Below are 22,256 nucleotides of genomic sequence, written 5' to 3'. Positions count from 1 at the left end.
GAATTGCTAATCTGTATGGACGCACTGCGCCGCGCCTCGGCTCGCCGCATCACCGCCGTTTTGCCCTATTTCGGCTATGCGAGGCAGGACCGTAAAACGGGCGGTCGGACCCCGATTTCTGCAAAGTTGGTCGCCAATCTGGTCACCACAGCAGGCGCGGATCGCGTGTTGACCATGGAATTACACGCCGGCCAAATCCAAGGCTTCTTTGATATTCCCACCGACAATCTCTTCATCACCAACACGATGGAGCAAGATATTCGCCGCAATTATAAGACTGATGATCTGATGATTGTGTCGCCAGACGTCGGCGGCGTGGTACGCGCACGTGCCTTGGCCAATCGCTTGGGCGCTGACCTCGCCATCGTTGATAAGCGGCGTGAGCGCGCGGGCGAAAGCGAAGTGATGAACATCATCGGCGATGTCTCTGGCCGCGCCTGCATCCTGTTTGACGATATTGTGGATTCGGCCGGTACCTTGTGCAATGCGGCTGCTGCCATGATGGACAAGGGGGCTGCCTCGGTTTCGGCCTATGTCGCCCATGGCGTGATGTCGGGCGGCGCGTTTGACCGGGTTGATGCGTCAGCCTTGAAAGAATTGGTTGTGTCCAATTCTATCGATCATGGCGACAAATTCTCGAAGTCCAGCAAGGTCCGCTGCGTCTCCGTCGCGCCCCTGATCGGCGAAGCCATCCGCCGGATCGCGAATGAAGAAAGCGTCTCGAAGCTGTTTGATTGAGGGCTTTAGCTGCAAGGCCTTTGTCTAGGATTGGTTTGGGTCTGCCCCACGCAAAGCGGGCATATGGCTTTCCACCCACGTCACCAGCGAGTGCACTTCTAACCGCAGAGACTTCCCAAGCGGGGTCAATTCATAGGTTACATGCGGCGGCACCGTGCCGTGATCTTCTCGTTTGACGATTCCTGTTGTCTCCAAGTCTCGCAAGGTCTGGGTCAGCATCTTTTGCGAAATGCCCTCAACCTTGCGCATCAAAAAGCCATTGCGCGCGGGGCCATCGTCCAAGGCATTAATCACCAGCAACGACCATTTGCTGGCAACCAGCGCCAGATAGCGGCGCGAGGCACAGCGTTGCGACAGCACATTTGGCGGCAATCCCATGGGGTCTCCTGCAAATTTCGTATAGGCACCAAAAGGTGCGTACTATTATTCTGGTTATCGCACGATTAGCCTCTCTGCCCAAGAGAAGTAAGGAGGCGACAGTGGATTTACTCACGAGCTTGGGTGCGATCATCACGATCTTGATGGGCTGTCTGGGATTATTCTTTCCCAAAAAAGCCGCCGCTTTGACAGGTCTTTCTCCCCTCACCCCAGCCGGAAGGGCAGAGTTTCGGGGAACCCTTGGCGTGACCTTCATTTTTCTGGGATTGGTGCCCTTGGTCACGCAAGACGACATGGCATTCCTGACCGTGGGGCTATGCTGGCTGGGCGCAGCCATTGGCAGAGTCATTTCGATTTTCATGGATCAAGGCAATGAAGCCAAGAACTGGATCGCCGTTGGCTTTGAATGCCTTATTGCCGCTTTGCTGTTGGTGGGGCTGTCGGTCGGGCCCTAATCTTAAGCGCGCGCTGAAACCAAGCACGCATCGAAAACCATTTTCAGGTTGCAAAAATTCGAAAGTTACCCAAAAGTCAAAGGCGGCCCACACGGAGCCGCCTTTCTCTTGTCCCCAAGGGGTGTGGGTCTAAGCCCAGTGACCGTTTCCCGAGGCGCTCATGTAAATACTACCATAAGAGCCTTAAATCATCAAGATGATTTCTGGTAAGTGTGGGGCTATAGCCGTCCGCAGATCAACACTTAACCCCCACCGGCAGACCACGGGCCTGCCGGCAGAGCCAAACGAGTCTTACTCGGCCATCGCCGCTTCGAGGTTTGCAGCAACCTTCTTCAAGAAGCCTTCGGTGGAGAGCCAGGATTGCTCATCGCCAACCAACAAGGCCAAGTCCTTGGTCATGTGGCCTGCTTCAACCGTCGCAATCACCACTTCTTCCATCTTGGTGGCGAACTTCATGAGTTCGGCGTTGTCATCAAGCTTGGCACGGTGGGCGAGGCCACGGGTCCAGGCAAAGATCGAGGCGATGGAATTGGTCGAGGTTTGCTCACCACGCTGGTGCTGGCGATAGTGACGGGTCACGGTGCCGTGGGCTGCTTCGGATTCCAGCACTTTGCCATCTGGGGTCATCAGAACCGACGTCATCAGGCCGAGCGAACCAAAGCCTTGTGCAACCGTATCGGACTGGACGTCACCATCGTAATTCTTACAAGCCCAAACAAAGCCGCCCGACCACTTCATGGCTGAAGCCACCATGTCGTCGATCAAGCGATGCTCATAAACCAGACCCAATTCTTTGAACTGGGCGGCATAATGCTCGTCAAACACTTCTTGGAAAATGTCCTTGAAGCGGCCGTCATAGGCCTTGAGGATGGTGTTCTTGGTCGACAGATAGACGGGATATTTGCGGGCCAAGCCAAAGGCGAAGCTGGCGTGGGCAAAGTCGCGGATCGAGTCATCGAGGTTATACATGGCCATGGCGACGCCAGAACCTAGGTAGTCAAACACGTCATGCTCAATCACTTGACCATCTTCGCCCACGAATTTGATCGAGAGCTTGCCGGGGCCAGGGACTTTAAAGTCGGTTGCTTTATATTGGTCGGCAAATGCGTGACGGCCAATGATGATGGGCTTGGTCCAGCCTGGAACCAGACGCGGCACGTTTGAGCAGATGATCGGCTCGCGGAACACCACACCGCCCAAAATGTTGCGGATCGTGCCGTTGGGCGACTTCCACATCTTCTTCAGCTTGAATTCTTCGACGCGGGCTTCGTCTGGGGTGATGGTGGCGCATTTGATGCCCACGCCGTGCTTTTGGATGGCTTTGGCGGCATCGATGGTGACTTGGTCGTCGGTCGCATCGCGGTTCTCGATCGACAAGTCATAATATTCAATCTCGAGGTCTAGATAGGGCGTGATCAAGAAGTCTTTGATCATCTGCCAGATGATGCGGGTCATTTCGTCGCCATCAAGATCGACAACTGGATTAGCAACTTTAATCTTCGCCATGTTTTTCCCCTATTGGTCCACGAACGTCGCGGCCTGTAAGTGATGTGTCCGCAAATCGGTTGGGTGGGCTATAGCACCTCCAGCGACACGGAAAAGACGTCTTCAACAAGAGTGACAGCGACAAAATGGGTAAAGATGCAGAACCAGCCCCCGCGCCAACCGCTTGGGCCCCACCAAAGCCCGCTTTTGATGGCTCTCGCCCCGTAGGCGTTGGTCCAAATGGGCCGCTGTCAAAGGCAGAGCAAGCCGCCCTGCCCGGTTGGGGGGAAGCCCCCGCCATTTGCCTTGTCCATCCCCAAATGGGTGAGAACATTGGTGCCACGGCGCGTGCCATGGCCAATTTTGGCTTCTCAGAGCTGATTCTCGTCAAGCCGCGCGACGTCTGGCCCAATCCAAAGGCCTGGGCATTGGCCAGCGGGGCTGAATGGCCATTGGAAAGCGCACAAGTGGTTGAGACCGCCGAAGAGGCATTGGCGGAAAAGACTTTTGTGATTGCGACAACTGGCACCCCGCGCCAACTCGATAAGCCGCTGATCGGCCCCCGCGAAGCGGTGGCCCGCATGCGGGAAGCTATGGCAGCAGGCGAAAAGCCCGTGATCCTCTTTGGGTCTGAACGCTCTGGCCTCGACAATGATCTAATTATTGGCGCAGACCTCCTTGTGACCTTTCCAGTCGATGGACGCTTCCCCAGTCTGAACCTTGCCCAGTCGGTGGCGTGCTTTTGTTATGAATGGGCCAGTGGATCAGAGGCAAAAGGCCCCCCACCCGGCTGGATGATTGAAGAAAAAGTGCCAGCCCCACGCGCGGCCTTTGAAAGCTTCTTTGAACACTGGGTCGCAGATCTCGATGAGACGCGCTTTTTCTGGCCGGAAGACCGCAAAGGAACCATGGTGGAAACCATGCGCAACGCCTTTGTGCGCGGTCGTTTCACGATGAATGAAATCAGCTTGATCCGCGGTGCCTTGCGCTCTTTGGCTGGCGGACCGCGCCGGCGGGCGCTGGAAACCGATGCTGCAGCCCAGCGCGCCAAGCTGGAAGCTTGGATCAAAGCGCGTCGTAACGGCGATCCAGCAGCCTGCCGGGAGCTTGAGACCGAGGCGGCCAAAATTGGCCTCGGCCCGCTCGAAGCTGATTATCTGCGCAGCGTGTTTGATGGTGAAGATGGCGTGATCTTTGTGCGCGAGGCTAAAGGGCATGTGGGCGCTTGGATGGTAAAGCTGTCCAAAGGCCGCATCCAAGAAGCCATGTATCAGGCGTTCGCTGCCTAACAGAAACACGCGGCGCTTAGGCCTTTGATTTACCCGCCATAAAGCTTGGGATATTGGCGCGTAACCAGTTGCGGGCGGGCTTTTCAATCAGGGCATGGGCGATGGCTGCTGCGATAATGCTGGCCACGACGCCAAAAATCCCAATCACCAGTGCGAGTGTGCCTTTTGGCTCGCCCATCACGCGCTCAACAATTTGATACATGGCGATGTCAACGGGTAGATGAACCATATAGGCCGCAAAGGAAATCTCGCCCAAATAAACCCAGGTCTTAGAGGCCAAAAGTGGGGTTTGGTTGGTTTTGGAGGTTTCTGCCAAGAAGAAAACAAGACCTGCAAGGCCCGGCCAAATCCAGGAGGATGGCCACGCCCAAGCTGCAGCCATAACAATCCAAATGGTGCTGATCGCCACGCCCAAGCCTGCGACGCCCTTGGGCAAGGTCAAATTGCGACCTAACAGCCATAAGGCGATCCCCATCGCAAAGGACGGCACAATGCGCACAATGCCGCCCTGCCAGGTCATATTCATCAGCTCGATTTGATACTGGGCCATCCACGCCACAAAAGCGGCGAACACCCCAGCCATAATGACGACGCCGATCAAGGGCCGCTTGGCAAATAAGGCTGCGATCCCAAAGCTGATCGGAAATGTCAGATAGGCAAACCATTCGGCTGAAATCGACCAGGATGGGAAGTTCCACCCGTCAGAGGCCACAAGGCCCCAAGCATGCAGTAAAGCCAGATGATAGGGGATTTGCTCTACCACAAAGGCAGACGCCTTAAAGGAAGCCCCCATCAAATTACCCGCCGCCCAAATGGCAACCATCGCAGCCAAGCAAATCAGATGTAGTGGGTAGATACGCGCCAGCCGTGCCCACACAAAGCTGCGCCAAGAAAAAGTCTTGGCTTCCACTTGGGGGCCATAAACATGGGCCAAAACAAAGCCTGACAAAATGAAGAACAGGTCAACGCCATAATTGCCTGCTTGGACAATGCCAATGGCATCGCGTGGACCGAGATCGAAGCGTTCCCAGAAAAAATAGATTAAGAGCCAGAATGCAGCGACAAAGCGCAAACCCGTTAATGGGCGTATATCTGCGGGATAAAGCATGAAGGGCCTAGCATAGATAATAAGGACGCCCGAAACTAATTCATTAATCTTGTAACTTCGATAAGAAGACTGTGTAAATCAGCCATTGACGTCATTTTGATCTGTCATTGCGCGTCTCACTCGACTTTCGACGCAATTCCTGCAATCACAGCGGCGAACACGAGGCCGCCCGTGAGGGCTGCGAGGCGCATGACCGATGACATTTGACCCAAGCGACGAGTCCCCGCGCAAAAAAGGCGCGCAAGATGCCAAGCCTTGGCAACGCAAGCCGCTGGACGAAGCGCCGCCCCCTGCGGCCCAAATCAGTGCAGAACGCCCCGGTGAGCGGATCGCAAAAGCCTTGGCGCGCGCAGGCCTATGTTCGCGGCGCGAGGCCGAGCGGTGGATTGAAGAAGGCCGCATAACCGTCAATGGCGTGGTGCTGGAAAGCCCGGCCTTTAATGTCACCGCCCAAGACCGGATCGCTGTTGATGGCCGCCCGGTCGACAGCCCAGAACCAACCCGTCTTTGGCGCTATCATAAGCCCGATGGCTTGGTGACCACCCACAAAGACCCGCAGGGCCGCGAAACCGTGTTTGACCATTTGCCTGAGGATTTGCCGCGGGTAATTTCGGTTGGCCGCTTGGATTTAAGCTCTGAGGGCTTGTTACTTCTGACCAATGATGGGGGTCTGGCGCGCTCGCTGGAATTGCCGTCAACTGGCTGGCTCCGGCGCTATCGCGTGCGTGCATTTGGTCGGGTTAGCCAGGAAGAATTGGCAAAGCTGGCCGATGGCATCACCGTGGATGGCATAACCTATGGGCCGATGGAGGCCATTTTGGACCGTGCGGAGACCGCCAATGCCTGGATCACGGTCTCGATCCGCGAGGGCAAGAATCGCGAAGTCCGTCGCGTGCTGGAAGCCATTGGTCTGAAAGTGAACCGCCTGATCCGGGTTTCCTATGGCCCGTTCCAATTGGGCAAAATGCCACCGGGCAGTGTGGAAGAAGTGGCCCCTTCCGCCTTGAAGGAAATGCTGGGCGCTTTGATGCCGGATTTGCCGCCACGCTTTTCCAGCAGACCGGCCCGTCCCGCGCGGCCTGTTGTGGAAGCCCCTGCCCCGGCCAAAACAGGTCGGCGCGGACCAAAACCGCCGCCTAAGTCTGCCAAAACGCGTGTCAGCTTGCTGGAAGAAGAAACCATGCGACGCGAAGCTGGCAAAGCGAAAAGTCGTGCGGCGCATGCAGGCGCGGGCGCATTACCGGCTAAAGGCAAATCCGATTGGGCTGGCAAAGCGAAAGCTGGTCAGAAGAAGCCCTTTGACGTGGGGCACGCCACCAAAGGCAAGCCTCAGCTGGCACCCCGGCGGGCGGGCGATGGGCCAAAGCGCGCCCAAGCTTCCACAAAGCCAAGAAAGCCCAGCAGATAGAGGGCATAAGCAACACCTTCCATCAGGTCCATTTCTGCGGGATTGCCGCCAACGAGGGTTCCAAGCAGAAGGGCGCTCATAAAGTTGTTGGCAACATGGCCCCCAATCGCTGCCTCTAATCCGTTTAGCCGCCAAGCCGAATAGCCAAAGGCAAGGCCCATGGCGAAGGTCACCACATAGGTTGCCCAACCTGGGTGGCCGATATGCAGCATGGAAAAGATCGCAGCCGTTACCAGAACAGAAACAAAGCCATGGGCGATGAAGCGATGGATATGTTGCAAGAGCCAGCCGCGAATATAGACTTCTTCAAACGTGGCTTGCACCAAGGTCCCAATCACATAGACCCCCGCCAATAAGAGCCAATCAGATGGCGAAAATTTCGCGATCCGCTCCTCAAAAGGTCCCATACTTTCCTGAGCAAACGCCGCAGAGGTCAGAAAACTCAAGACGACAATGGCTAAAGCCGCCGCCAAGGCGAGCGGCCACCGAAACCGGCTCTCTCCGGTAAATAAGGTTCGAACAGAGGCCTTCTCAACAAAGTGGCGCCACGCCAACAGGGCAAGAAATGCTGGCCCAAAGCCGCCTACCATCAAACCAAGCGCCCCTAAGGCCTCGTCCTTCGCGGTGAAGTCTTGACCTCTGAGTAGCAACATGCGCGTCAAAGGCTCAAAGGCCAAGGCCAGAATGATCAGCGTGATTTGCCAAACCAGAAATATGCCGATCCCACCCGCAATCGTGCGCCATGTCTTTGACCGGTTCCCCTGCATCAGTTGCAAGAAATGACCCGCCTGACGTGGGGTTGCCGGGGACTCTTCAGACATTAAAAACCTCCTCCGCCGTGCCAAGGGGCTCGGTCGGGACATCAAGCTTAGTGGGTCGCACCACCCGTGCCAAGGCCACGCAATCGACCCGCGCAGCCCCAGCGCGCAACAACGCCGAAGTGCAGGCTTCCAAAGTTGCCCCAGTCGTCATCACATCATCGACCAGAACAAAGCTCTGTCCCCGGACATGCCCCATAACCTGAAACGCCCCCGCTACATTGCGTTTACGACCACGGGCCGACAGCCCATTCTGGCTGGGTGTCTTACGTTTTCGCTGCAATAAGAGGGGGTTATAGGGCCGTGCAGTACGATTGGCTAAGGCTTGGGCCAACCAAGCGGCCTGATTGTAGCCGCGCTGCCAAAGGCGTGACCCATGCAAGGGAACGGGCAAGATTTGGTTGGCCTCCCAGACAAACGGGGCTGCCTCCAACATCCAATTGGCAAAGGCACGCAGCCCATCCTTGCGGCCGCCATGTTTGAGCGACAACACCAAGGGCTTCGATAGATCATCATAGGCCAAGGCAGCCCGTGCGCGATGATAAACCGGTGGCTGCGCAATACAGGCTGGGCATAAGGTTTCGGGCCCAGTGGCTTCTGGCAGGGGAAAGCCGCAGCGGATGCAGCCCGGTCCATACAAAAAGTCGAGACCACGCCATAGGTCTGCTTCCAAGGTTCCAAGGCGGTCAACCCGCGCATCCGATAGCAGCGAACGCGGTGGCCAAATCAGATCAGCAAGTGTAGTTCCGAGACGGTAAAGCCGCTGAGATCGTGCAATCATCCCTCTACCTGTGGTCTTTTTTTCAGAAATAGCGCAAAACTGATCGCCATGGAAAGCCCCAACATAACCCCGTTGTTTGATCGGAAGCTTTTGGCGATCCGGCGTGAGCGCGCTGCGCGTGGGTATCGCTCGGTCGCCTTTTTGAAAGAGCGCGCGGTCGCTGATGTGTGCGAGCGGTTGGACTTTATCAATCGCCGATTTGAACAAGCCCTCGACATCGGCTCTCACGGCGGGTTTCTGGCAGAGGCGATTGCCCGCCACGGGACTCTTCGTGACAAGATCGGCGCGCTTGCCGAATGTGACATCAGCCCCGCCATGCTTAGGCACGGGCCTGGCGCGCCTTTCCTCGCCGATGAAGATCATATGCCCCTCGCCCCCCAAAGCCTGGACTTGATCGTCTCCACACTGGGCCTGCATTGGGTCAATGATGTGCCGGGCTTTATGGCCCAAACCCGCCTTGCGTTACGCCCCGATGGTCTGTTGCTCGTGACCTTTCTGGGCGGGCGGACCTTGCAAGAATTGCGGGCATGCTTGGCAGAGGCAGAGACTGAAACCTATGGCGAGGCGACTGCGCGCGTATCCCCCTTTGCCGATGCCCAAGATGGCGCGCACTTATTGCAGCGGGCGGGTTTTGCTTTACCCGTTGCCGACAGCGATGTGGTGACCGTTCGTTATGCCAATTTGTTTGGCTTGTTCCGAGACATTAAAGCCATGGGGGAAAGCGCAGCCTTTTCTCATAGGCCGAGGCGTCCGTTGACCCGGCGCATCATCGCGCGCGCGGCAGACCTGTATCAAGCCAATCATGCCGATCCAGATGGCAAAGTGCGCGCGACGTTTGAATTAATTACGTTGACGGGCTGGGCACCCCATGAAAGCCAGCAAAAGCCTTTGCCGCGGGGAAGCGCCAAAATGCGCTTGGCAGATGCGCTGGGGACTCGCGAAATCCCCACCGGTGAGAAGCCAATGGGCTAGCGGGCCGCTGCCATCGCCCCAACAATCTGATTGGTAATGCGATCATACATGCCATTGGTGTTGCCACCGACCATTTGCATGGCCGGGATCATCACGATCACCATAAGAGCCGCGATGAGACCATATTCAATTGCGGTTGCCCCACGCTGATTCTTTAGTTTCTTTAAAATCATGACAAGCGACTCTGGTTAAGATGCTCACGTAAAATTGGAACTAAGGGAATATCCGCTTCTGGCATTGGATAGGAGTCCAAAGCCTCTGGCAGCACCCAAGCTAAATTCTGCCCTTCCCGCCCTTGGGGTTCACCCCGCCAATGACGGGTTGTCCAAAGCGGCATCAAAAGATGGAAATCCGCATAGGTATGAGAGGCAAAGGTCAAGGGCTGAAGATCCTCGGGATTGACAGCAAGGCCCAGCTCTTCTGCCAACTCACGGCACAGAGCCGCTTCTGGATTTTCACCAGATTCAATTTTGCCGCCCGGAAACTCCCAGAGCCCAGCAAGACTTTTTCCCTCTGGTCGTTGTGCTAACAACACGGCACCATTCCCATTCACCAAAGCCGCTGCGGCTACCAATAAAAGTCGCATGAGCCCCTACCCACCCCACACATAGGTCACAAATATTAAATAATCCCAATTTTGGGCGATCAAATCCAATATATTAGGACCGATAATCACCATTTATAGAAATATAGCCGTGGGTTAGGTCGCAGGTCCAAACACGGGCGCGGCCGTCTCCCACGCCGACATCCACAAGGATATCGATGAGTTGACCTTTCATGTGGGCATCTACCAAGGCCGCATCATAGGGCACAGCCCCGCCTGCCTTGGCCGTCCATTGACCGCCAAAACGCACGGCCAGACGCTCAATCGCAATTGGTTCGCCGGCTTTACCAACCGCCATGATGACCCGGCCCCAATTGGCATCTTCGCCTGCAATAGCCGTCTTCACCAAGGGCGAATTCGCAATGGCAAACCCGATTGTCCGGGCCGATAGGTCGTCTGCGGCACCTTGCACATCAATCTGGATCAGCTTTTGGGCCCCCTCGCCATCGCGGACGACTTGTAACGCCAGATCATGGAAAACAGTGCGCAGAGCTTCCGACAGTTTAGCTGCCCGCGGGTCCTTCTCCTCTGTAATCGGGGCTGCTCCGCTGGCACCGGTTGCAAAGACCAACAGGGTGTCTGAGGTCGATGTATCGCTATCAACTGTGATGGCGTTGAAGGTCGTCTCGACATGGGCAGAGACCATGGTTTGCAAGATAGTGGGTGCGACAGCGGCATCGGTGAAGATGAAAACCAGCATGGTCGCCATATTGGGTGCAATCATGCCCGAGCCTTTGGCCAGGCCTACCAAATTCACACGCGTGCCATCTAAGTCGAGCGTGGTGCCAGCCCCTTTTGGGAAGGTATCGGTTGTGGAAAACGCGCGCGCGAGACTTTCCCAATCCGGTGCGGCCAAGGCCTCAAACGCGTTCGGCAAGGCGTCTGCCACCTTTTGTGCCGGCAAGGGCACGCCGATCACGCCGGTCGCGGCTAGAAAAACCTCATGCGGCTCACAGCCAACAAGGCGGCAGGTTTCAGCCACCGTTGCTGCATTTTTGGCAAGGCCTGCAGGCCCCGTAAATGCATTCGAATTGCCGGCATTGACCACAAGCGCCCGCGCCTGCCCCTTCTTTACCTGAGTTGCGCACCATTCGACGTCGGCAGAGCGGGTTGTGCTGCGGGTAAAGGCACCGGCAACGCTGGCCCCATCGGGAAAAACCACCGTCAAAAGATCATTGCGCGTGCCGCCATAGAGCCCAATACGGCTGGCCGATGCGCGCATGCCAGCAACAGGCGGCAGGGTTGGAAAGGCAGCAGGGGCGAGCGGGGAGATAGGCAGATCTTTCATGCAAATCGCTCTAACCGCAGCCTCCCCACAAGTCGACACGTTTTCGCGTTTGACCTCAAGCTAGATTCAGGGCGAGAAGGCGGCATGCGACACGAAAAATCTGCCCGACTTGTTGAACTCGCCCGTCATTTGGCCGCAACCACCTATGGCCTAACCTTGGATGAAATGGCCGAGAAGTTAGATGTGAAGCGCCGCACCATCGAACGTATGCGCGATCAATTGGTGATGATGTATCCCGATTTAGAGGAGATTTCCGATCCTCCAACCAAAAGATGGCGTCTGCCGAAGGGTTTAGATAGCTTTACTTTGGCCCCTACCAGCGAAGAATTGGCAGCCCTGACCACTGGCCAAAAACAGCTAGAGCGCACCAATCCGCAAGCAGCTGGCGCTTTGGCGAGCCTTGAGACCAAAATGCTCTCCGCGCTCAAATCCAATGTGAAGCGCCGCTTGGCCACCGATATTGAAGCCTTGATGCAAGCTGAAGCCATCGCCGTTCAACCTGGACCGCGGGCGAGCGTGGATAAAGACGTTCTGCAAGTGCTGCGCGATGCGCTTTTGGCCCTCAAGCAAGTGCGGGTTCATTATAGCGGTGGCTCAGGTGGTCCACGCCAGCGCGATCTCATCCCCTATGGTATTTTATTTGGTGGCGAGGCCTATTTAATCGCGCGCGAAGCCCATATGGACGAGGCCATAGCGCCGCGGATGTGGCGGATCGACAGAATGGGCCAGCCCATCATGCTTGATCTGCCAGGGGGTGCGCCCGATGGCTTTGATCTTCAGGCCTATTCAGAACGGTCTTTCGGGGTTTATCAGGAAGAAACCGTCGATGTTTGTCTACGCGTGTTTCCCGACTTTGCCGATGAAGCAAGCCGTTGGGTGTTTCATCCCAAGCAAGTATTTGAGCGTCAGGCCGATGGGGCCCTTTTGGTCCATCTTCATGGCGGTGGCTTGAACGAACTGGCTTGGAGCTTGTTCCGCTGGGGTGGCAAACTTGAAATCCTTGAGCCACCGGCTTTGAAGCGGGCCATGGCCAATGCCCTAGAGCTTGCGGGCACCATGATAAAATCCTGACGGACCTTTAATCCCCTCACTGTTTGTTGCATTTCCTTGGCCGATCAAAACACATTAAAGAGCGCCCATGACAACGCCACCCTCCGCCTCGAAGCTTCCAGCGGCTGCTCCAGCCCCTATTTGGGGTATCGTGCTGATCCTTGTGATCCTTTGCTTGGATCAAGCCAGCAAATATTGGGTATTGAACCATCTTGACCTGTTGACGATCGGCAAGATTGAAATCTCCCCCATCTTTGATCTGACCATGGTATGGAATTACGGGGTCAGTTTTGGTGCGCTGAAAGCCCATGCGGACTGGCAACGTTGGGGCTTGGTGATCATGTCTGGCGTGATCGCCACTATCTTTGCGGTTTGGCTGTTCAAAGCCCAACGCAGACAGACCTTTATCGCTTTGGCCTTGGTGATTGGCGGGGCGATTGGCAATTTGATCGACCGGGTTCGATTCGGTGCGGTCGCAGATTTCTTGGACTTTTCGGGCTTCTTTTTTCCTTGGGTCTTCAATGTGGCCGATGCAGCGATTACAATTGGCGCGATCTTGTTGGCCATTGATATGCTGATGAACCCTGACGATACGCCACAATCGAAACAAAATTCTGGCTCAAAAAGCCAGTAACCGCGTGAGTCTGGGCCACTAGCGGCGTGAACATCTGGACCTTCAGGCAAGCTTGCGTCTATGAAGGTCTCGCGTGGACGGTATGAGAGATATGGAGCGATGCTGTGAAGAAATCCTATTCTAGCCTAATGGCAGTCACTGGTTTGGCCGTCATCGCTTTGGGCGGATGCACCAGCGTACGCCAAGCCTTGGGCAGCGAGAAAACCGCGCCTGATGAATTCCGCGTCGTCTCCAAAGCGCCCTTGGTTGTCCCTCCCGAATTTAATCTGCGCCCACCCCGCCCCGGTGAAGCCCGTCCGATGGAATTGCGCGCTGACTTGCAGGCCCGCAGCGCTGTGTTTGGCGTGCAACTTGGCGCGACTGCCTCTGAGGGTGAGCGTCTTTTGGTCGAGAAAGCAGGCGGCACCAATGCAGACCCCCGCATTCGCGCCGTGATTGATGAAGAAACCGGCGGCGTCGCGCGCAAACCCACCAGTTTGTCCGACCGGATTATGGGCTTGGTCGCCCCGACGCCAACCCAGCCGGCTGACCCATTGATGGCCGAGGCCGAGGCGGAGCGTTTGCGTCTTGAGAAATCTGCCATTCGCAACGCAACCGGTGGTCAACCCGTCAGCATCCAGCAGAATAGGCCGCGTGGCTTCAAACTGCCGGGCATGTAGGCCAAACCAACTGGCAAAGACCGCGTCTGTTTGCAGCATCATCTGGTCGACTCAGGCCAGAAAGCGCATGGTCGTGCCATGACTATTGCCCGCCTTCCCCCAGATGCCATAAACCAGATCGCCGCGGGCGAAGTGATTGAGCGCCCCGCTGCGGCGGTTAAAGAGCTTGTAGAAAACGCCCTCGATGCGGGGGCAACCTCCATTCGCATTCTCGCCGAGGAGGGCGGGATAAACCGGCTTTTGGTGGAAGACGATGGGTGCGGCATCCCACGGGATCAATTGAGCTTGGCGGTGGAACGTCACGCAACCTCCAAACTCGCCCCCGATGCAAACGGGCATTTAGACTTGCTCAACATCGTCACCATGGGCTTTCGCGGCGAAGCTTTGCCCTCGATTGGGGCCATTGCCCGCTTAGCTATCACCTCGCGTGCCAAGGACGCAGACCAAGCTTGGACTTTGCGGGTAGAAGGTGGTGTTCAAGAAGGGCCCATGCCTGCACCTTGGCCCAATCATCGATCGGGTACTCGGGTGGAAGTGCGCGACCTATTTTTCGCAACCCCTGCCCGCTTGAATTTTATGAAGTCGGCGCGATCAGAAAGCTTGGCCATTTCCGACATGGTCAAGCGCTTGGCCTTATCGCGGCCAGACGTGGCCTTTACCCTCGACCTCGATGGACGGACCGCGCTGAAAGTCGTGCCGGAGGGGGGGGATGCGGCTAGCCAAAGGTCTGCCCGCGTGGCAGCTATTTTGGGCCGTGATGCGGCCGCCGATGCGTTGGTGATTGATACTGAGCGCGCCGAAGTGCGCCTAACGGGCCTAGCAGGCCTGCCTACCGCCGCGCGCGGCGATGCCCGCCATCAGCATTTGTTCGTCAATGGCAGGCCGGTGAAAGACCCACTTCTGAAGGGGGCAGCGCGGGCCGCCTATCAAGATGTTTTGGCCCGCGACCGCCATCCGGTTCTGGCACTTTTCCTCGAAATGGACCCGAAACTGGTCGATGTGAACGTGCACCCGGCCAAAACCGAGGTACGATTCCGTGACCCTGCCTTGGTACGCGGGCTGGTGATCGGCGCACTACGCCATGCTTTGGGGTCCAGTGGGATTCGAAGCCCGCAAGCCTTGGGTCAGGCCACTTTGGGGGCACTGGGGGCCCAAACGGGGTTTGGCACGCCGTGGTCACGCGGTGGTGGGGGCGGGAGTATAAGCCCGTACCGGCCAAGCCACCTGCCCTATCAGCCGCCCGCTGGGGCGATTGAAGCTGGGCGTGAAGCAGGCTCACTTTTGGCGGGTTTTGCCGAACCCATGGCGCGCGCCAGTCATGACGTGCCCCCCGATGTGGGCACGCCACGAGAGGAAGAAACGTCCTATCCATTAGGGGCAGCCAAAGCCCAACTGCACGCGACCTATGTTATTGCCGAGACGTCGGATGGCCTTGTGATTGTCGACCAGCATGCCGCCCATGAGCGCTTGACCTTAGAGCGCATGAAGGCGGCAATGGAAGGCCAAGGCATTGCGCGTCAACCCAGCCTGATCCCCGAAATCGTTGAAATGGATGAAGCCGATTGCGAGCGCCTTGTGGCGCGGGCAGAAGAATTTGCCCGCTTTGGTCTGGGAATTGAGAACTTCGGCCGTGGGGCGATTGCGGTCACCGAAACGCCCGCCATTCTGGGCAAGGTGAATACGCAAAAATTACTACAAGATTTGGCCGATGATTTGGCCGCCTATGATGAAGGCCTCTCCCTCAAAGAGCGGATTGATGAAGTGCTGGCGACTATGGCGTGCCACGGCTCAGTCCGCGCGGGTCGCCACTTGAGCGGCGATGAAATGAACTTCTTATTGCGCGAAATGGAACGCACCCCGCGCGCGGGACAATGCAACCATGGCAGACCAACCTTTGTGAAACTATCGCTGACCGATATTGAGCGCTTGTTCGGCAGGAAATAGTCGCCTTGGCGGTGCGTGTTTCGATGCATCCCCCCCTCGACCTATTGGGCAAGCAGGACTAGACAGGATCCATCTGCCGAGGGCGCTTTTCGCTTTTGCAATCCTAGCTTATGAGGCCTTTATGGCGCATTTTTCGATGCAGTTCGGGCGCACCGAACACGGCAAAACCTATAAAGAGCGGCCCAGCGTTTACGGCCTTTGCACCCGCAATGATGAGAAGATTGCCCTCGTCAAAGTCGGCACCTCCCAGAGTTTCCACTATGATTTGCCAGGCGGCGGCGTTGAGTCGGGCGAGAGTGATGCTGAAGCAGTTGTGCGCGAGTTTGACGAAGAAACCGGCCTGACGGTGTGGCCTGTTCGCCAATTATGCCGCGCGGGGCAATTCTGGATCAATGACGGGGTGCCAACCAATTCGCTCTGTGCCTTTTTCGAAGTGGAACTGACCTCGACCGAAGGCACGCCGATTGAGCCAGACCATGAATTGGTTTGGGTGACGATTGATGACGCGATGAAAAAGGTCCGCCATGATGCCCATAGCTGGGCGATCCTCTTGTGGGTGCGCGAGCGATTGATCGGCGCACGGGGGCGGCGCTAGCATGTTGTTTGGGCTCTATGAACGCTTTGTTCTGCCGCGCTTTATTGGCTGTGCCTGTGGCGCAAAACCCATCGCTAAGCAAAGGGCCAAACTAATCCCGCGTGCCACAGGCGTTGTTGTCGATATGGGCTTTGGCTCGGGCACGAATCTGCCGTTTCTAGACGCCAGCAAGGTTGAAAAAGTCATTGCCGTTGAACCATCCGCCAGCATGCTCGCTTGGAAGCGCGCCGAGCGGCGGACTGACATTGTGGTCGAAGAAATTGTCGCTGGGGCAGAGGCCACGGGCCTACCAGACGCCTGCGCCGATACGATCCTGTTCACCTATGCGCTCTGTACGATCCCTGACTATGCTGGGGCTTTGGCTGAAGCCAAGCGCCTTCTAAAGCCCGGCGGTCAAATCCTCTTCTGCGAACATGGCCTCGCCCCAGATGCCGAAGTGGCCCGCTTGCAAAAGCGGATCGAGCCTATTTGGAAGGCGATTGCAGGGGGTTGTCACCTCACCCGGGATACGCAAACTATGCTGCAAAGCAGCGGCTTTGTGTGCAATGAAATCAACGACATGTATTTGCCAAACACCCCGCGCTTTGCGGGCTATAATGTCTGGGGGCGTGCCACTTCATGAGTCCCGATAGTCCACCACCCCGCGCGCCTTTCACCAAGCGCCACCTCTTACAAATCGGCGATCTCAACCGTCTAGAGGCCTTGGAACTGATTGAGCGTGCCGAAGTCTTTTTGCCCTTCACCCAGGCGCGCGAAAAGAAATTGTCGACTTTAAAGGGCCGCACCCTCGTCAATCTCTTTTTCGAGAACTCAACCCGCACGCAAGCCTCGTTTGAGCTTGCCGGAAAGCGCATGAGTGCAGATACCGTCAATATGGCGGTCAAAAGCTCCTCCGTCTCCAAGGGGGAGACGCTGTTGGATACGGCGGCGACCTTAAACGCCATGGGGCCAGATATTCTGGTTTTGCGCCATGCAGCCTCTGGTGCCGCCCAATTGTTGGCGCGCAAAGTCAGTTGTTCGGTCATTAATGCCGGCGATGGCACGCATGAACACCCCACCCAAGCCTTGCTAGATGCCCTAACACTGAAGCGCTCCTTTGGTCATATCGAAGGCTTGGTGGTCGCGATTTGCGGTGATGTGCTGCATTCGCGTGTTGCCCGCTCCAACGTTATTCTCCTCTCCATGCTGGGCGCACGCGTCCGCCTGATCGCGCCCCCGACCCTGATGCCCGCTGATGTCGACCGTTGGGGCTGTGAGATTTACCACTCGATGCTCGAAGGACTTGCCGGAGTGGATGTGGTGATGATGCTGCGCTTGCAGCTGGAGCGGATGGATGGAGCTTATGTGCCCTCAGCACGGGAATATTTCCGCTTCTACGGCCTCGATGCCCGCAAGCTGGCCGTGGCGGCCCCGCATGTGAAAGTGATGCATCCAGGCCCCATGAACCGTGGGGTTGAGATCGATTCTGATATTGCCGATGACCCGCGCGTCTCGCTGATCGTCGACCAAGTGGAATCAGGGGTTGCTGTCCGCATGGCTGTGCTCGAAGCCCTTGCCAGCCATGGGGCCAATGAGGAGGCCTATGATGACTGAGCCCCTGCATCATTTTATCAATGCCCGTTTGGTAGACCCCGCAAGCCAATTTGATGGTCCAGGCGAGGTGCTTGTCCAAGGTGATCTGATCCTTGCCAGCGGACCTCAGGTGGCCGCGCCTTCCAACGCCATCACCCTGAATTGCGACGGCCACGCCTTAATGCCCGGCCTCATCGATTTGCATGTCTCTACCGGAGAGCCGGGCGAAGAGCAGCGCGAAAGCCTCAGCACGGCTGGCAAGGCTGCTGTGGCCGGTGGGGTTACCACCATGGTGCTGCAACCCGATACCCAGACCGTGATTGATGATGCCGCTTTGGTGGACTTCATCACCCGCCGCGGTCGTGACCGCTCGCTTGCACGTGTTTTGGCGGCGGGGGCTCTGACCGTTGGCCTCAAGGGCGAGCGCATCGCTGAGCTTGGCTTGATGGCGGATGCCGGTGCGGTGATGTTCACCAATAGTGACCGCCCGATTGTCAGCACGCGGACTATGCAGCGCTGCATGTCATATGCTTCTGCCTTTGATGCACTGGTGGCTTCACGGCCACAAGATGCCTTCTTAAGCGAAGGCGGCATGATGAATATGGGCGAGCTTTCTTCCCGCCTTGGACTTGCAGGCATTTCCAGTGCAGCCGAAACCATCGCCGCCAATCGCGATATTCAATTGGCGGAATTGACCGGCGCGAAGCTTCTTCTCGACATGATTTCGTCTGAAGCCACCCTGCCGCGCATCGCCGCAGCCAAAGCGCAAGGCTTGGATGTCACCGCCTCGGTTAGCGTGCACCATTTGAACTTAAACGAAAATGATCTGGGCGATTACCGCACTTTTGCCAAGCTTTCCCCGCCCTTGCGTGGGGAGCAAGACCGCTTAGCCTTGATCGAAGGGGTAAAGTCTGGGATTGTGGACGTAATTGTCTCAGGCCATGACCCACGCCCTGCGGAAGAAAAGCGCCTGCCCTTTGATGAAGCCGCCTTTGGGGCCAGCGCGCTTGAAACCCTTCTGCCTGCCGCCCTCAGCCTCTATCATGAAGGCTTGATTGAGCTTTTGGACCTGATCCGGGCCATGACCTCCGCGCCTGCCCAGATTCTTGGTCTGCCACAGGGCCGGATTGCGGCTGGGGCTCCCGCCGACTTGATTTTGGTAGATTTGGGCTTCCCAATTCGCTTTGACGCCAGCCGCATGGTCTCGAAATCGCGCAATTCCCCCTATGATGGGCGGACCTTGCAAGGTAAGGTCTTGTCGACTTGGGTAGCGGGCAAAAAAGTTTTCAGTGCCCTCGACTAGGCGCACGCAGGTTCTAAACGTCTTGGGGGGACTATGGATTATCTGATTGCGATCGTGGGGGGCTATCTATTGGGCTCCATCCCATTTGGGCTTCTCCTGACCCGTTTGGCAGGTCTTGGCGATATTCGCCAAGTCGGTTCGGGCAATATTGGCGCAACCAATGTATTGCGCACGGGGCGCAAGGATGTTGCCCTAGCCACCCTTTTCTTGGATGCCGCCAAAGCCGCACTCGCGCTGATCCTGGCGCGGGAGTATTTATCGCAAGATGCTGGCTATATTGCCGGTGCAGCCGCCCTATTGGGGCATTGTTTTCCAATCTGGTTGAAATTTAATGGCGGCAAAGGGGTTGCAACTTTCTTTGGCACCTTGTTGATTGGCATTTGGCCGGTTGGTACCTTAGCTGCGGCCCTGTGGTTAGCCACAGCCTTTGTGTTTCGGTATTCGTCATTAGGTGCGTTGGTGGCGTCTGCTGCCGCGCCACTCATTGCAGTGGCATTTCATGCCAGCCCCATCGGGGTTGGGGCAACGCTTTTCATGTCTGTATTGGTGTGGATCCGGCACCGCGAAAATCTCGCCCGTCTGATCAAAGGTGAAGAGCCCAAAATTGGCAAAAAATAGAGATGCAAACCCAGCATGTGCTGAGCGATAAAGAAAGACGGGATTGGGTAAGATTAGCGCGCAGTGAGGGAATAGGTCCGGTCAGTTTTTTTGGCCTCCTCTCCCGCTATGGACAGGTCAGCGCCGTGCTCTCGGCCCTGCCCGACTTGGTCAAGCAAGCGCGCGGCAAGCCAATCCACCTCATCACAGCCGACCAAGCTGAAGACGAAATCGCCGCCACACAAGCGCTCGGCGGCCAGATCCTTGCGGCATGTGAGCCTGCTTTCCCGATTGGACTGGCTGCCCTGACCCCACCGCCGCCTGTAATCAGCGTCCTTGGACAAACAGGCCTGTTGCACAAACCAATGGTGGGGATCGTCGGTGCCCGCAATGCGTCGGCGGCAGGCTTACGTCTGGCACGCGAATTTGCCACAGGCCTTGGACAGGCAGGCTATGTCATTGTCTCAGGTCTGGCTCGCGGGATTGATGGGGCCGCCCATAGTGCCAGCCTTACCTCAGGCACAATAGCGGTCTTGGCCGGTGGCCTTGACCATATTTATCCGCCCGAACATGAAAGCCTCTATCACGAGATTGCCGCGCGCGGGCTCTTGGTTTCTGAAAGCCCACTTTATGCCACCGTCCATGCGCGCGACTTTCCACGACGCAATCGGATCATCTCGGGCCTCAGCCAAGGTATCGTAGTGATGGAGGCAGAAGCCCGCTCAGGATCTCTCATCACGGCCCGTTTGGCAGCTGAACAAGGTCGCGATGTGATGGCGGTGCCGGGCTCTCCCCTCGACCCCAGGGCTGCAGGGCCAAATAGCCTTATAAGGGATGGGGCCCATTTGGTGGCCAATGTGCAAGATGTCCTCACCTGCTTACAGGGTGGAGCGGGGCTTAAGGAGAATAAGCCTATCGGCTATACGCACGAAGAAACCGGCCTTAATCTCACACAGGCCGACATCGACCGCATCGCTGCCCTCTTGTCGCCGGTCCCGGTTAGCTTGGCGGATTTAGCAACCGACTCAGGCCTGCCTTGGCGCACTTTGGCAGCCATTGTGGTCGAGCTTGAGCTTGACGGACGGGCAATTATCCAGCCCGGCGGTTTGGTTTCAGCCCCAGTTTAGCCAAGCGATCGCGTTCTTTGGCGCGACGAGCCTCTGATGCGGCAGCCCGCAAACAAGCCGCCACCGCTTCTAAATCGTGATCTTCACTCAATTGCTCCAGCTCTTGGGCAAGGTTGCGAATGAAGTCAGCCACCGCGATCCGATCGGTGGGAGAGGCAGTTGAAACAGGATTTTGCGCGGTGGACATGGTTCACCCTATAATGGCCTGAACGGTGTGACTATATTTCTAGTTGTATCACGCAAGGGTCACACGTCAAGATGCATTACACTTAGATTTGCGGAAAGCCATTGACATTACGCCCGTTGCGAACCCACTTCCGCCCGTGAGGTTCTGCATTTGCAGAGGCCCTTTCAAAGTCTGATAAGCCAAACATGCATCTCGTAGTCGTTGAATCACCGGCCAAGGCCAAAACCATCAACAAATATTTGGGGACCAATTATGATGTGGTCGCCAGTTTTGGTCACGTGCGCGATTTGCCATCCAAGGATGGCTCGGTCCGCCCCGATGAAGACTTTGCGATGGTGTGGGAGGCCGACAGCAAGGGGGCGGCGCGCATTCGCGACATTGCTGAGCGGGTCAAGAAAGCCGATAGTCTGATCCTTGCCACCGACCCCGATCGGGAAGGCGAAGCCATTTCTTGGCATCTCTTGGAAGCGCTGAAATCGCGCAAAGTCCTCAAAGACAAAGCGGTCTCGCGGGTCACGTTTAATGCGATCACCAAGGATTCAGTTTTGGCCGCGATGGCCAATCCGCGCCAGATTGATCAGGAATTGGTCGATGCGTATCTGGCACGCCGCGCGCTCGATTATTTGGTGGGCTTCAATCTATCCCCTGTCCTGTGGCGGAAACTGCCAGGCTCGCGCTCTGCTGGTCGGGTGCAATCGGTCGCGCTGCGCTTGGTTGTTGAGCGCGAGATGGAGATTGAGCGCTTTAAGGCGCGTGAATATTGGACGGTGACGGCCCAAGCCAAAGCGCAAATCGGTGCCGCTTTTGAGGCGCGCCTTGTTAGCCTTGATGGCAAGAAACTCGACAAATTTGATTTGCCAGATGCCGCCTCTGCAGAAGCTGCCAAAGCTGCGACCATGGCTGGTAGCTACACAGTGGCAAGCCTAGAGGCCAAGCCGCTTAAGCGCTCACCCGCGCCGCCATTCACCACCTCAACCCTGCAGCAGGAAGCCAGCCGCAAATTGGGCTTTAATGCACAACGGACCATGCAAGTGGCCCAGAAGCTCTATGAGGGCGTTGATATTGGCGGCGAAACGGTTGGCCTCATCACCTATATGCGAACCGATGGCGTCGCGATGGATCAGGCCGCAATTATGCAATGTCGGGCTGTGATTGGTGACCGATTTGGCAGCGAGTATGTTCCCGAAAAACCTCGCTATTACAGCTCGAAAGCTAAGAATGCTCAAGAAGCACATGAAGCGATCCGGCCCACTGACCCCAATCG

General features: G+C 56.9%; 25 protein-coding genes. 16 read left to right on the top strand and 9 right to left on the bottom strand.

Annotation, left to right across the window (positions count from 1 at the left end; all coding sequences use genetic code 11):
• On the top strand, positions 1 to 738 hold a 738-nt coding region (locus tag IOB61_RS11070; RefSeq protein ID WP_290816432.1), incomplete at its 5' end, for a ribose-phosphate pyrophosphokinase.
• 24 nt (positions 739 to 762) lie between these two features.
• Here the strand turns inward: IOB61_RS11070 and IOB61_RS11065 are convergent.
• Complete coding sequence (locus IOB61_RS11065) at positions 763 to 1,116, bottom strand: helix-turn-helix domain-containing protein (protein ID WP_290816429.1); 354 nt, start codon at positions 1,114 to 1,116, stop codon at positions 763 to 765.
• Between the two features lie 101 nt (positions 1,117 to 1,217).
• On the opposite strand from IOB61_RS11065, the gene IOB61_RS11060 reads away from it, so the two are divergent.
• Positions 1,218 to 1,571, top strand: coding sequence for a DUF4345 family protein (locus tag IOB61_RS11060; RefSeq protein ID WP_290816426.1), 354 nt, complete (start codon positions 1,218 to 1,220; stop codon positions 1,569 to 1,571).
• A 291-nt stretch (positions 1,572 to 1,862) separates the two neighbouring features.
• Here the strand turns inward: IOB61_RS11060 and IOB61_RS11055 are convergent, their stop codons facing one another.
• Positions 1,863 to 3,077, bottom strand: a complete 1,215-nt coding sequence (locus IOB61_RS11055; RefSeq protein WP_290816423.1) for an NADP-dependent isocitrate dehydrogenase — start codon at positions 3,075 to 3,077, stop codon at positions 1,863 to 1,865.
• 125 nt (positions 3,078 to 3,202) lie between these two features.
• On the opposite strand from IOB61_RS11055, the gene IOB61_RS11050 reads away from it, so the two are divergent.
• On the top strand, positions 3,203 to 4,345 hold the full coding sequence (locus IOB61_RS11050) for an RNA methyltransferase (protein ID WP_290816420.1): 1,143 nt from the start codon (positions 3,203 to 3,205) through the stop codon (positions 4,343 to 4,345).
• A 16-nt stretch (positions 4,346 to 4,361) separates the two neighbouring features.
• Here the strand turns inward: IOB61_RS11050 and IOB61_RS11045 are convergent, their stop codons facing one another.
• Complete coding sequence (locus IOB61_RS11045) at positions 4,362 to 5,453, bottom strand: acyltransferase (RefSeq protein WP_290816417.1); 1,092 nt, start codon at positions 5,451 to 5,453, stop codon at positions 4,362 to 4,364.
• Positions 5,454 to 5,649: 196 nt separating this feature from the next.
• On the opposite strand from IOB61_RS11045, the gene IOB61_RS11040 reads away from it, so the two are divergent.
• A complete protein-coding gene (locus tag IOB61_RS11040) occupies positions 5,650 to 6,861 on the top strand; it encodes a pseudouridine synthase (RefSeq protein WP_290816414.1) in 1,212 nt (403 codons plus the stop codon).
• Here the strand turns inward: IOB61_RS11040 and IOB61_RS11035 are convergent.
• Together IOB61_RS11035 and IOB61_RS11030 are read right to left on the bottom strand one after the other, a co-directional pair.
• Positions 6,783 to 7,682 carry a CPBP family intramembrane glutamic endopeptidase gene (locus IOB61_RS11035; RefSeq protein WP_290816411.1) on the bottom strand — a complete coding sequence of 300 codons (900 nt, stop codon included), beginning with the start codon at positions 7,680 to 7,682 and terminating at the stop codon, positions 6,783 to 6,785. The genes IOB61_RS11040 and IOB61_RS11035 overlap by 79 nt on opposite strands.
• The gene (locus IOB61_RS11030) at positions 7,675 to 8,460 is read right to left on the bottom strand and encodes a ComF family protein (protein ID WP_290816408.1); all 786 of its coding nucleotides are present in this window, start codon (positions 8,458 to 8,460) and stop codon (positions 7,675 to 7,677) included. Before IOB61_RS11030 ends, IOB61_RS11035 begins: the two co-directional genes overlap by 8 nt.
• 48 nt (positions 8,461 to 8,508) lie before the next feature.
• Here IOB61_RS11030 and IOB61_RS11025 point away from each other — a divergent pair, with 48 nt between their 5' ends.
• Complete coding sequence (locus IOB61_RS11025) at positions 8,509 to 9,432, top strand: methyltransferase domain-containing protein (protein WP_290816405.1); 924 nt, start codon at positions 8,509 to 8,511, stop codon at positions 9,430 to 9,432.
• Here IOB61_RS11025 and IOB61_RS11020 read toward each other — a convergent pair.
• From IOB61_RS11020 to argJ, 3 genes are all read right to left on the bottom strand, one after another.
• On the bottom strand, positions 9,429 to 9,605 hold the full coding sequence (locus tag IOB61_RS11020; protein WP_290816402.1) for a Flp family type IVb pilin: 177 nt from the start codon (positions 9,603 to 9,605) through the stop codon (positions 9,429 to 9,431). The two genes, IOB61_RS11025 and IOB61_RS11020, sit on opposite strands and share 4 nt — an antisense overlap.
• Positions 9,602 to 10,018, bottom strand: coding sequence for a (deoxy)nucleoside triphosphate pyrophosphohydrolase (locus tag IOB61_RS11015; protein WP_290816399.1), 417 nt, complete (start codon positions 10,016 to 10,018; stop codon positions 9,602 to 9,604). Before IOB61_RS11015 ends, IOB61_RS11020 begins: the two co-directional genes overlap by 4 nt.
• A 73-nt stretch (positions 10,019 to 10,091) precedes the next feature.
• Positions 10,092 to 11,324 carry a bifunctional glutamate N-acetyltransferase/amino-acid acetyltransferase ArgJ gene (argJ, locus tag IOB61_RS11010; protein WP_290816396.1) on the bottom strand — a complete coding sequence of 411 codons (1,233 nt, stop codon included), beginning with the start codon at positions 11,322 to 11,324 and terminating at the stop codon, positions 10,092 to 10,094.
• 84 nt (positions 11,325 to 11,408) lie between these two features.
• Here argJ and IOB61_RS11005 point away from each other — a divergent pair, with 84 nt between their 5' ends.
• The 10 genes from IOB61_RS11005 to dprA all read left to right on the top strand — a co-directional run bounded on the left by IOB61_RS11005 (position 11,409) and on the right by dprA (position 20,805).
• Positions 11,409 to 12,395: a YafY family protein gene (locus IOB61_RS11005; RefSeq protein WP_290816393.1), complete on the top strand. Its 987-nt coding sequence runs from the start codon at positions 11,409 to 11,411 to the stop codon at positions 12,393 to 12,395.
• A gap of 67 nt (positions 12,396 to 12,462) precedes the next feature.
• Positions 12,463 to 13,008, top strand: a complete 546-nt coding sequence (gene lspA / locus IOB61_RS11000) for a signal peptidase II (protein ID WP_290816390.1) — start codon at positions 12,463 to 12,465, stop codon at positions 13,006 to 13,008.
• Positions 13,009 to 13,112: 104 nt separating this feature from the next.
• Entirely contained in the window at positions 13,113 to 13,667 is a 555-nt protein-coding gene (locus tag IOB61_RS10995; RefSeq protein WP_290816387.1) for a DUF3035 domain-containing protein, read from the top strand.
• 78 nt (positions 13,668 to 13,745) lie between these two features.
• Complete coding sequence (gene mutL, locus IOB61_RS10990) at positions 13,746 to 15,611, top strand: DNA mismatch repair endonuclease MutL (protein WP_290816384.1); 1,866 nt, start codon at positions 13,746 to 13,748, stop codon at positions 15,609 to 15,611.
• Positions 15,612 to 15,732: 121 nt separating this feature from the next.
• Positions 15,733 to 16,206 (top strand): NUDIX domain-containing protein, encoded by a 474-nt coding sequence (locus tag IOB61_RS10985; protein WP_290816381.1) that lies wholly within the window; start codon positions 15,733 to 15,735, stop codon positions 16,204 to 16,206.
• Position 16,207: 1 nt separating this feature from the next.
• Positions 16,208 to 16,828: a class I SAM-dependent methyltransferase gene (locus IOB61_RS10980; protein ID WP_290816378.1), complete on the top strand. Its 621-nt coding sequence runs from the start codon at positions 16,208 to 16,210 to the stop codon at positions 16,826 to 16,828.
• On the top strand, positions 16,825 to 17,799 hold the full coding sequence (locus tag IOB61_RS10975) for an aspartate carbamoyltransferase catalytic subunit (RefSeq protein WP_290816376.1): 975 nt from the start codon (positions 16,825 to 16,827) through the stop codon (positions 17,797 to 17,799). The genes IOB61_RS10980 and IOB61_RS10975 overlap by 4 nt, the downstream gene beginning before the upstream one ends.
• The gene (pyrC, locus tag IOB61_RS10970; protein ID WP_290816373.1) at positions 17,789 to 19,081 is read left to right on the top strand and encodes a dihydroorotase; all 1,293 of its coding nucleotides are present in this window, start codon (positions 17,789 to 17,791) and stop codon (positions 19,079 to 19,081) included. Before IOB61_RS10975 ends, pyrC begins: the two co-directional genes overlap by 11 nt.
• A 33-nt stretch (positions 19,082 to 19,114) precedes the next feature.
• A complete protein-coding gene (gene plsY, locus IOB61_RS10965; protein ID WP_290816370.1) occupies positions 19,115 to 19,699 on the top strand; it encodes a glycerol-3-phosphate 1-O-acyltransferase PlsY in 585 nt (194 codons plus the stop codon).
• A gap of 2 nt (positions 19,700 to 19,701) precedes the next feature.
• Complete coding sequence (gene dprA / locus IOB61_RS10960) at positions 19,702 to 20,805, top strand: DNA-processing protein DprA (RefSeq protein WP_290816367.1); 1,104 nt, start codon at positions 19,702 to 19,704, stop codon at positions 20,803 to 20,805.
• On the opposite strand, the gene IOB61_RS10955 is transcribed toward dprA, so the two are convergent.
• Complete coding sequence (locus tag IOB61_RS10955; RefSeq protein ID WP_290816364.1) at positions 20,768 to 20,992, bottom strand: hypothetical protein; 225 nt, start codon at positions 20,990 to 20,992, stop codon at positions 20,768 to 20,770. The genes dprA and IOB61_RS10955 overlap by 38 nt on opposite strands.
• Positions 20,993 to 21,177: 185 nt before the next feature.
• Here IOB61_RS10955 and topA point away from each other — a divergent pair.
• A partial coding sequence (gene topA, locus IOB61_RS10950) for a type I DNA topoisomerase (RefSeq protein ID WP_290816361.1) occupies positions 21,178 to 22,256 on the top strand: 1,079 nt, incomplete at its 3' end.

The sequence above is a fragment of the Aquidulcibacter sp. genome (assembly GCF_020253525.1).
In the GTDB taxonomy this organism is placed as follows: Bacteria; Pseudomonadota; Alphaproteobacteria; order Caulobacterales; family Aquidulcibacteraceae; genus Aquidulcibacter.
Note: the sequence above shows the minus strand (reverse complement) of the source record. Positions and strands in the feature narration are given on the sequence as shown.

Coding starts and splice junctions, on each gene's coding strand:
- argJ (WP_290816396.1), bottom strand. CDS start 11,324: ATGAAAGATCTGCCTATCTCCCCGCTCGCCCCTGCTGCCTTTCCAACC.
- IOB61_RS11035 (WP_290816411.1), bottom strand. CDS start 7,682: ATGTCTGAAGAGTCCCCGGCAACCCCACGTCAGGCGGGTCATTTCTTG.
- mutL (WP_290816384.1), top strand. CDS start 13,746: ATGACTATTGCCCGCCTTCCCCCAGATGCCATAAACCAGATCGCCGCG.
- dprA (WP_290816367.1), top strand. CDS start 19,702: ATGCAAACCCAGCATGTGCTGAGCGATAAAGAAAGACGGGATTGGGTA.
- IOB61_RS11065 (WP_290816429.1), bottom strand. CDS start 1,116: ATGGGATTGCCGCCAAATGTGCTGTCGCAACGCTGTGCCTCGCGCCGC.
- IOB61_RS11025 (WP_290816405.1), top strand. CDS start 8,509: ATGGAAAGCCCCAACATAACCCCGTTGTTTGATCGGAAGCTTTTGGCG.
- pyrC (WP_290816373.1), top strand. CDS start 17,789: ATGATGACTGAGCCCCTGCATCATTTTATCAATGCCCGTTTGGTAGAC.
- lspA (WP_290816390.1), top strand. CDS start 12,463: ATGACAACGCCACCCTCCGCCTCGAAGCTTCCAGCGGCTGCTCCAGCC.
- IOB61_RS11030 (WP_290816408.1), bottom strand. CDS start 8,460: ATGATTGCACGATCTCAGCGGCTTTACCGTCTCGGAACTACACTTGCT.
- IOB61_RS10985 (WP_290816381.1), top strand. CDS start 15,733: ATGGCGCATTTTTCGATGCAGTTCGGGCGCACCGAACACGGCAAAACC.
- IOB61_RS11040 (WP_290816414.1), top strand. CDS start 5,650: ATGACATTTGACCCAAGCGACGAGTCCCCGCGCAAAAAAGGCGCGCAA.
- plsY (WP_290816370.1), top strand. CDS start 19,115: ATGGATTATCTGATTGCGATCGTGGGGGGCTATCTATTGGGCTCCATC.
- IOB61_RS11055 (WP_290816423.1), bottom strand. CDS start 3,077: ATGGCGAAGATTAAAGTTGCTAATCCAGTTGTCGATCTTGATGGCGAC.
- IOB61_RS10980 (WP_290816378.1), top strand. CDS start 16,208: ATGTTGTTTGGGCTCTATGAACGCTTTGTTCTGCCGCGCTTTATTGGC.
- IOB61_RS11020 (WP_290816402.1), bottom strand. CDS start 9,605: ATGATTTTAAAGAAACTAAAGAATCAGCGTGGGGCAACCGCAATTGAA.
- IOB61_RS11015 (WP_290816399.1), bottom strand. CDS start 10,018: ATGCGACTTTTATTGGTAGCCGCAGCGGCTTTGGTGAATGGGAATGGT.
- IOB61_RS11050 (WP_290816420.1), top strand. CDS start 3,203: ATGGGTAAAGATGCAGAACCAGCCCCCGCGCCAACCGCTTGGGCCCCA.
- IOB61_RS10955 (WP_290816364.1), bottom strand. CDS start 20,992: ATGTCCACCGCGCAAAATCCTGTTTCAACTGCCTCTCCCACCGATCGG.
- IOB61_RS11005 (WP_290816393.1), top strand. CDS start 11,409: ATGCGACACGAAAAATCTGCCCGACTTGTTGAACTCGCCCGTCATTTG.
- IOB61_RS11045 (WP_290816417.1), bottom strand. CDS start 5,453: ATGCTTTATCCCGCAGATATACGCCCATTAACGGGTTTGCGCTTTGTC.
- IOB61_RS10975 (WP_290816376.1), top strand. CDS start 16,825: ATGAGTCCCGATAGTCCACCACCCCGCGCGCCTTTCACCAAGCGCCAC.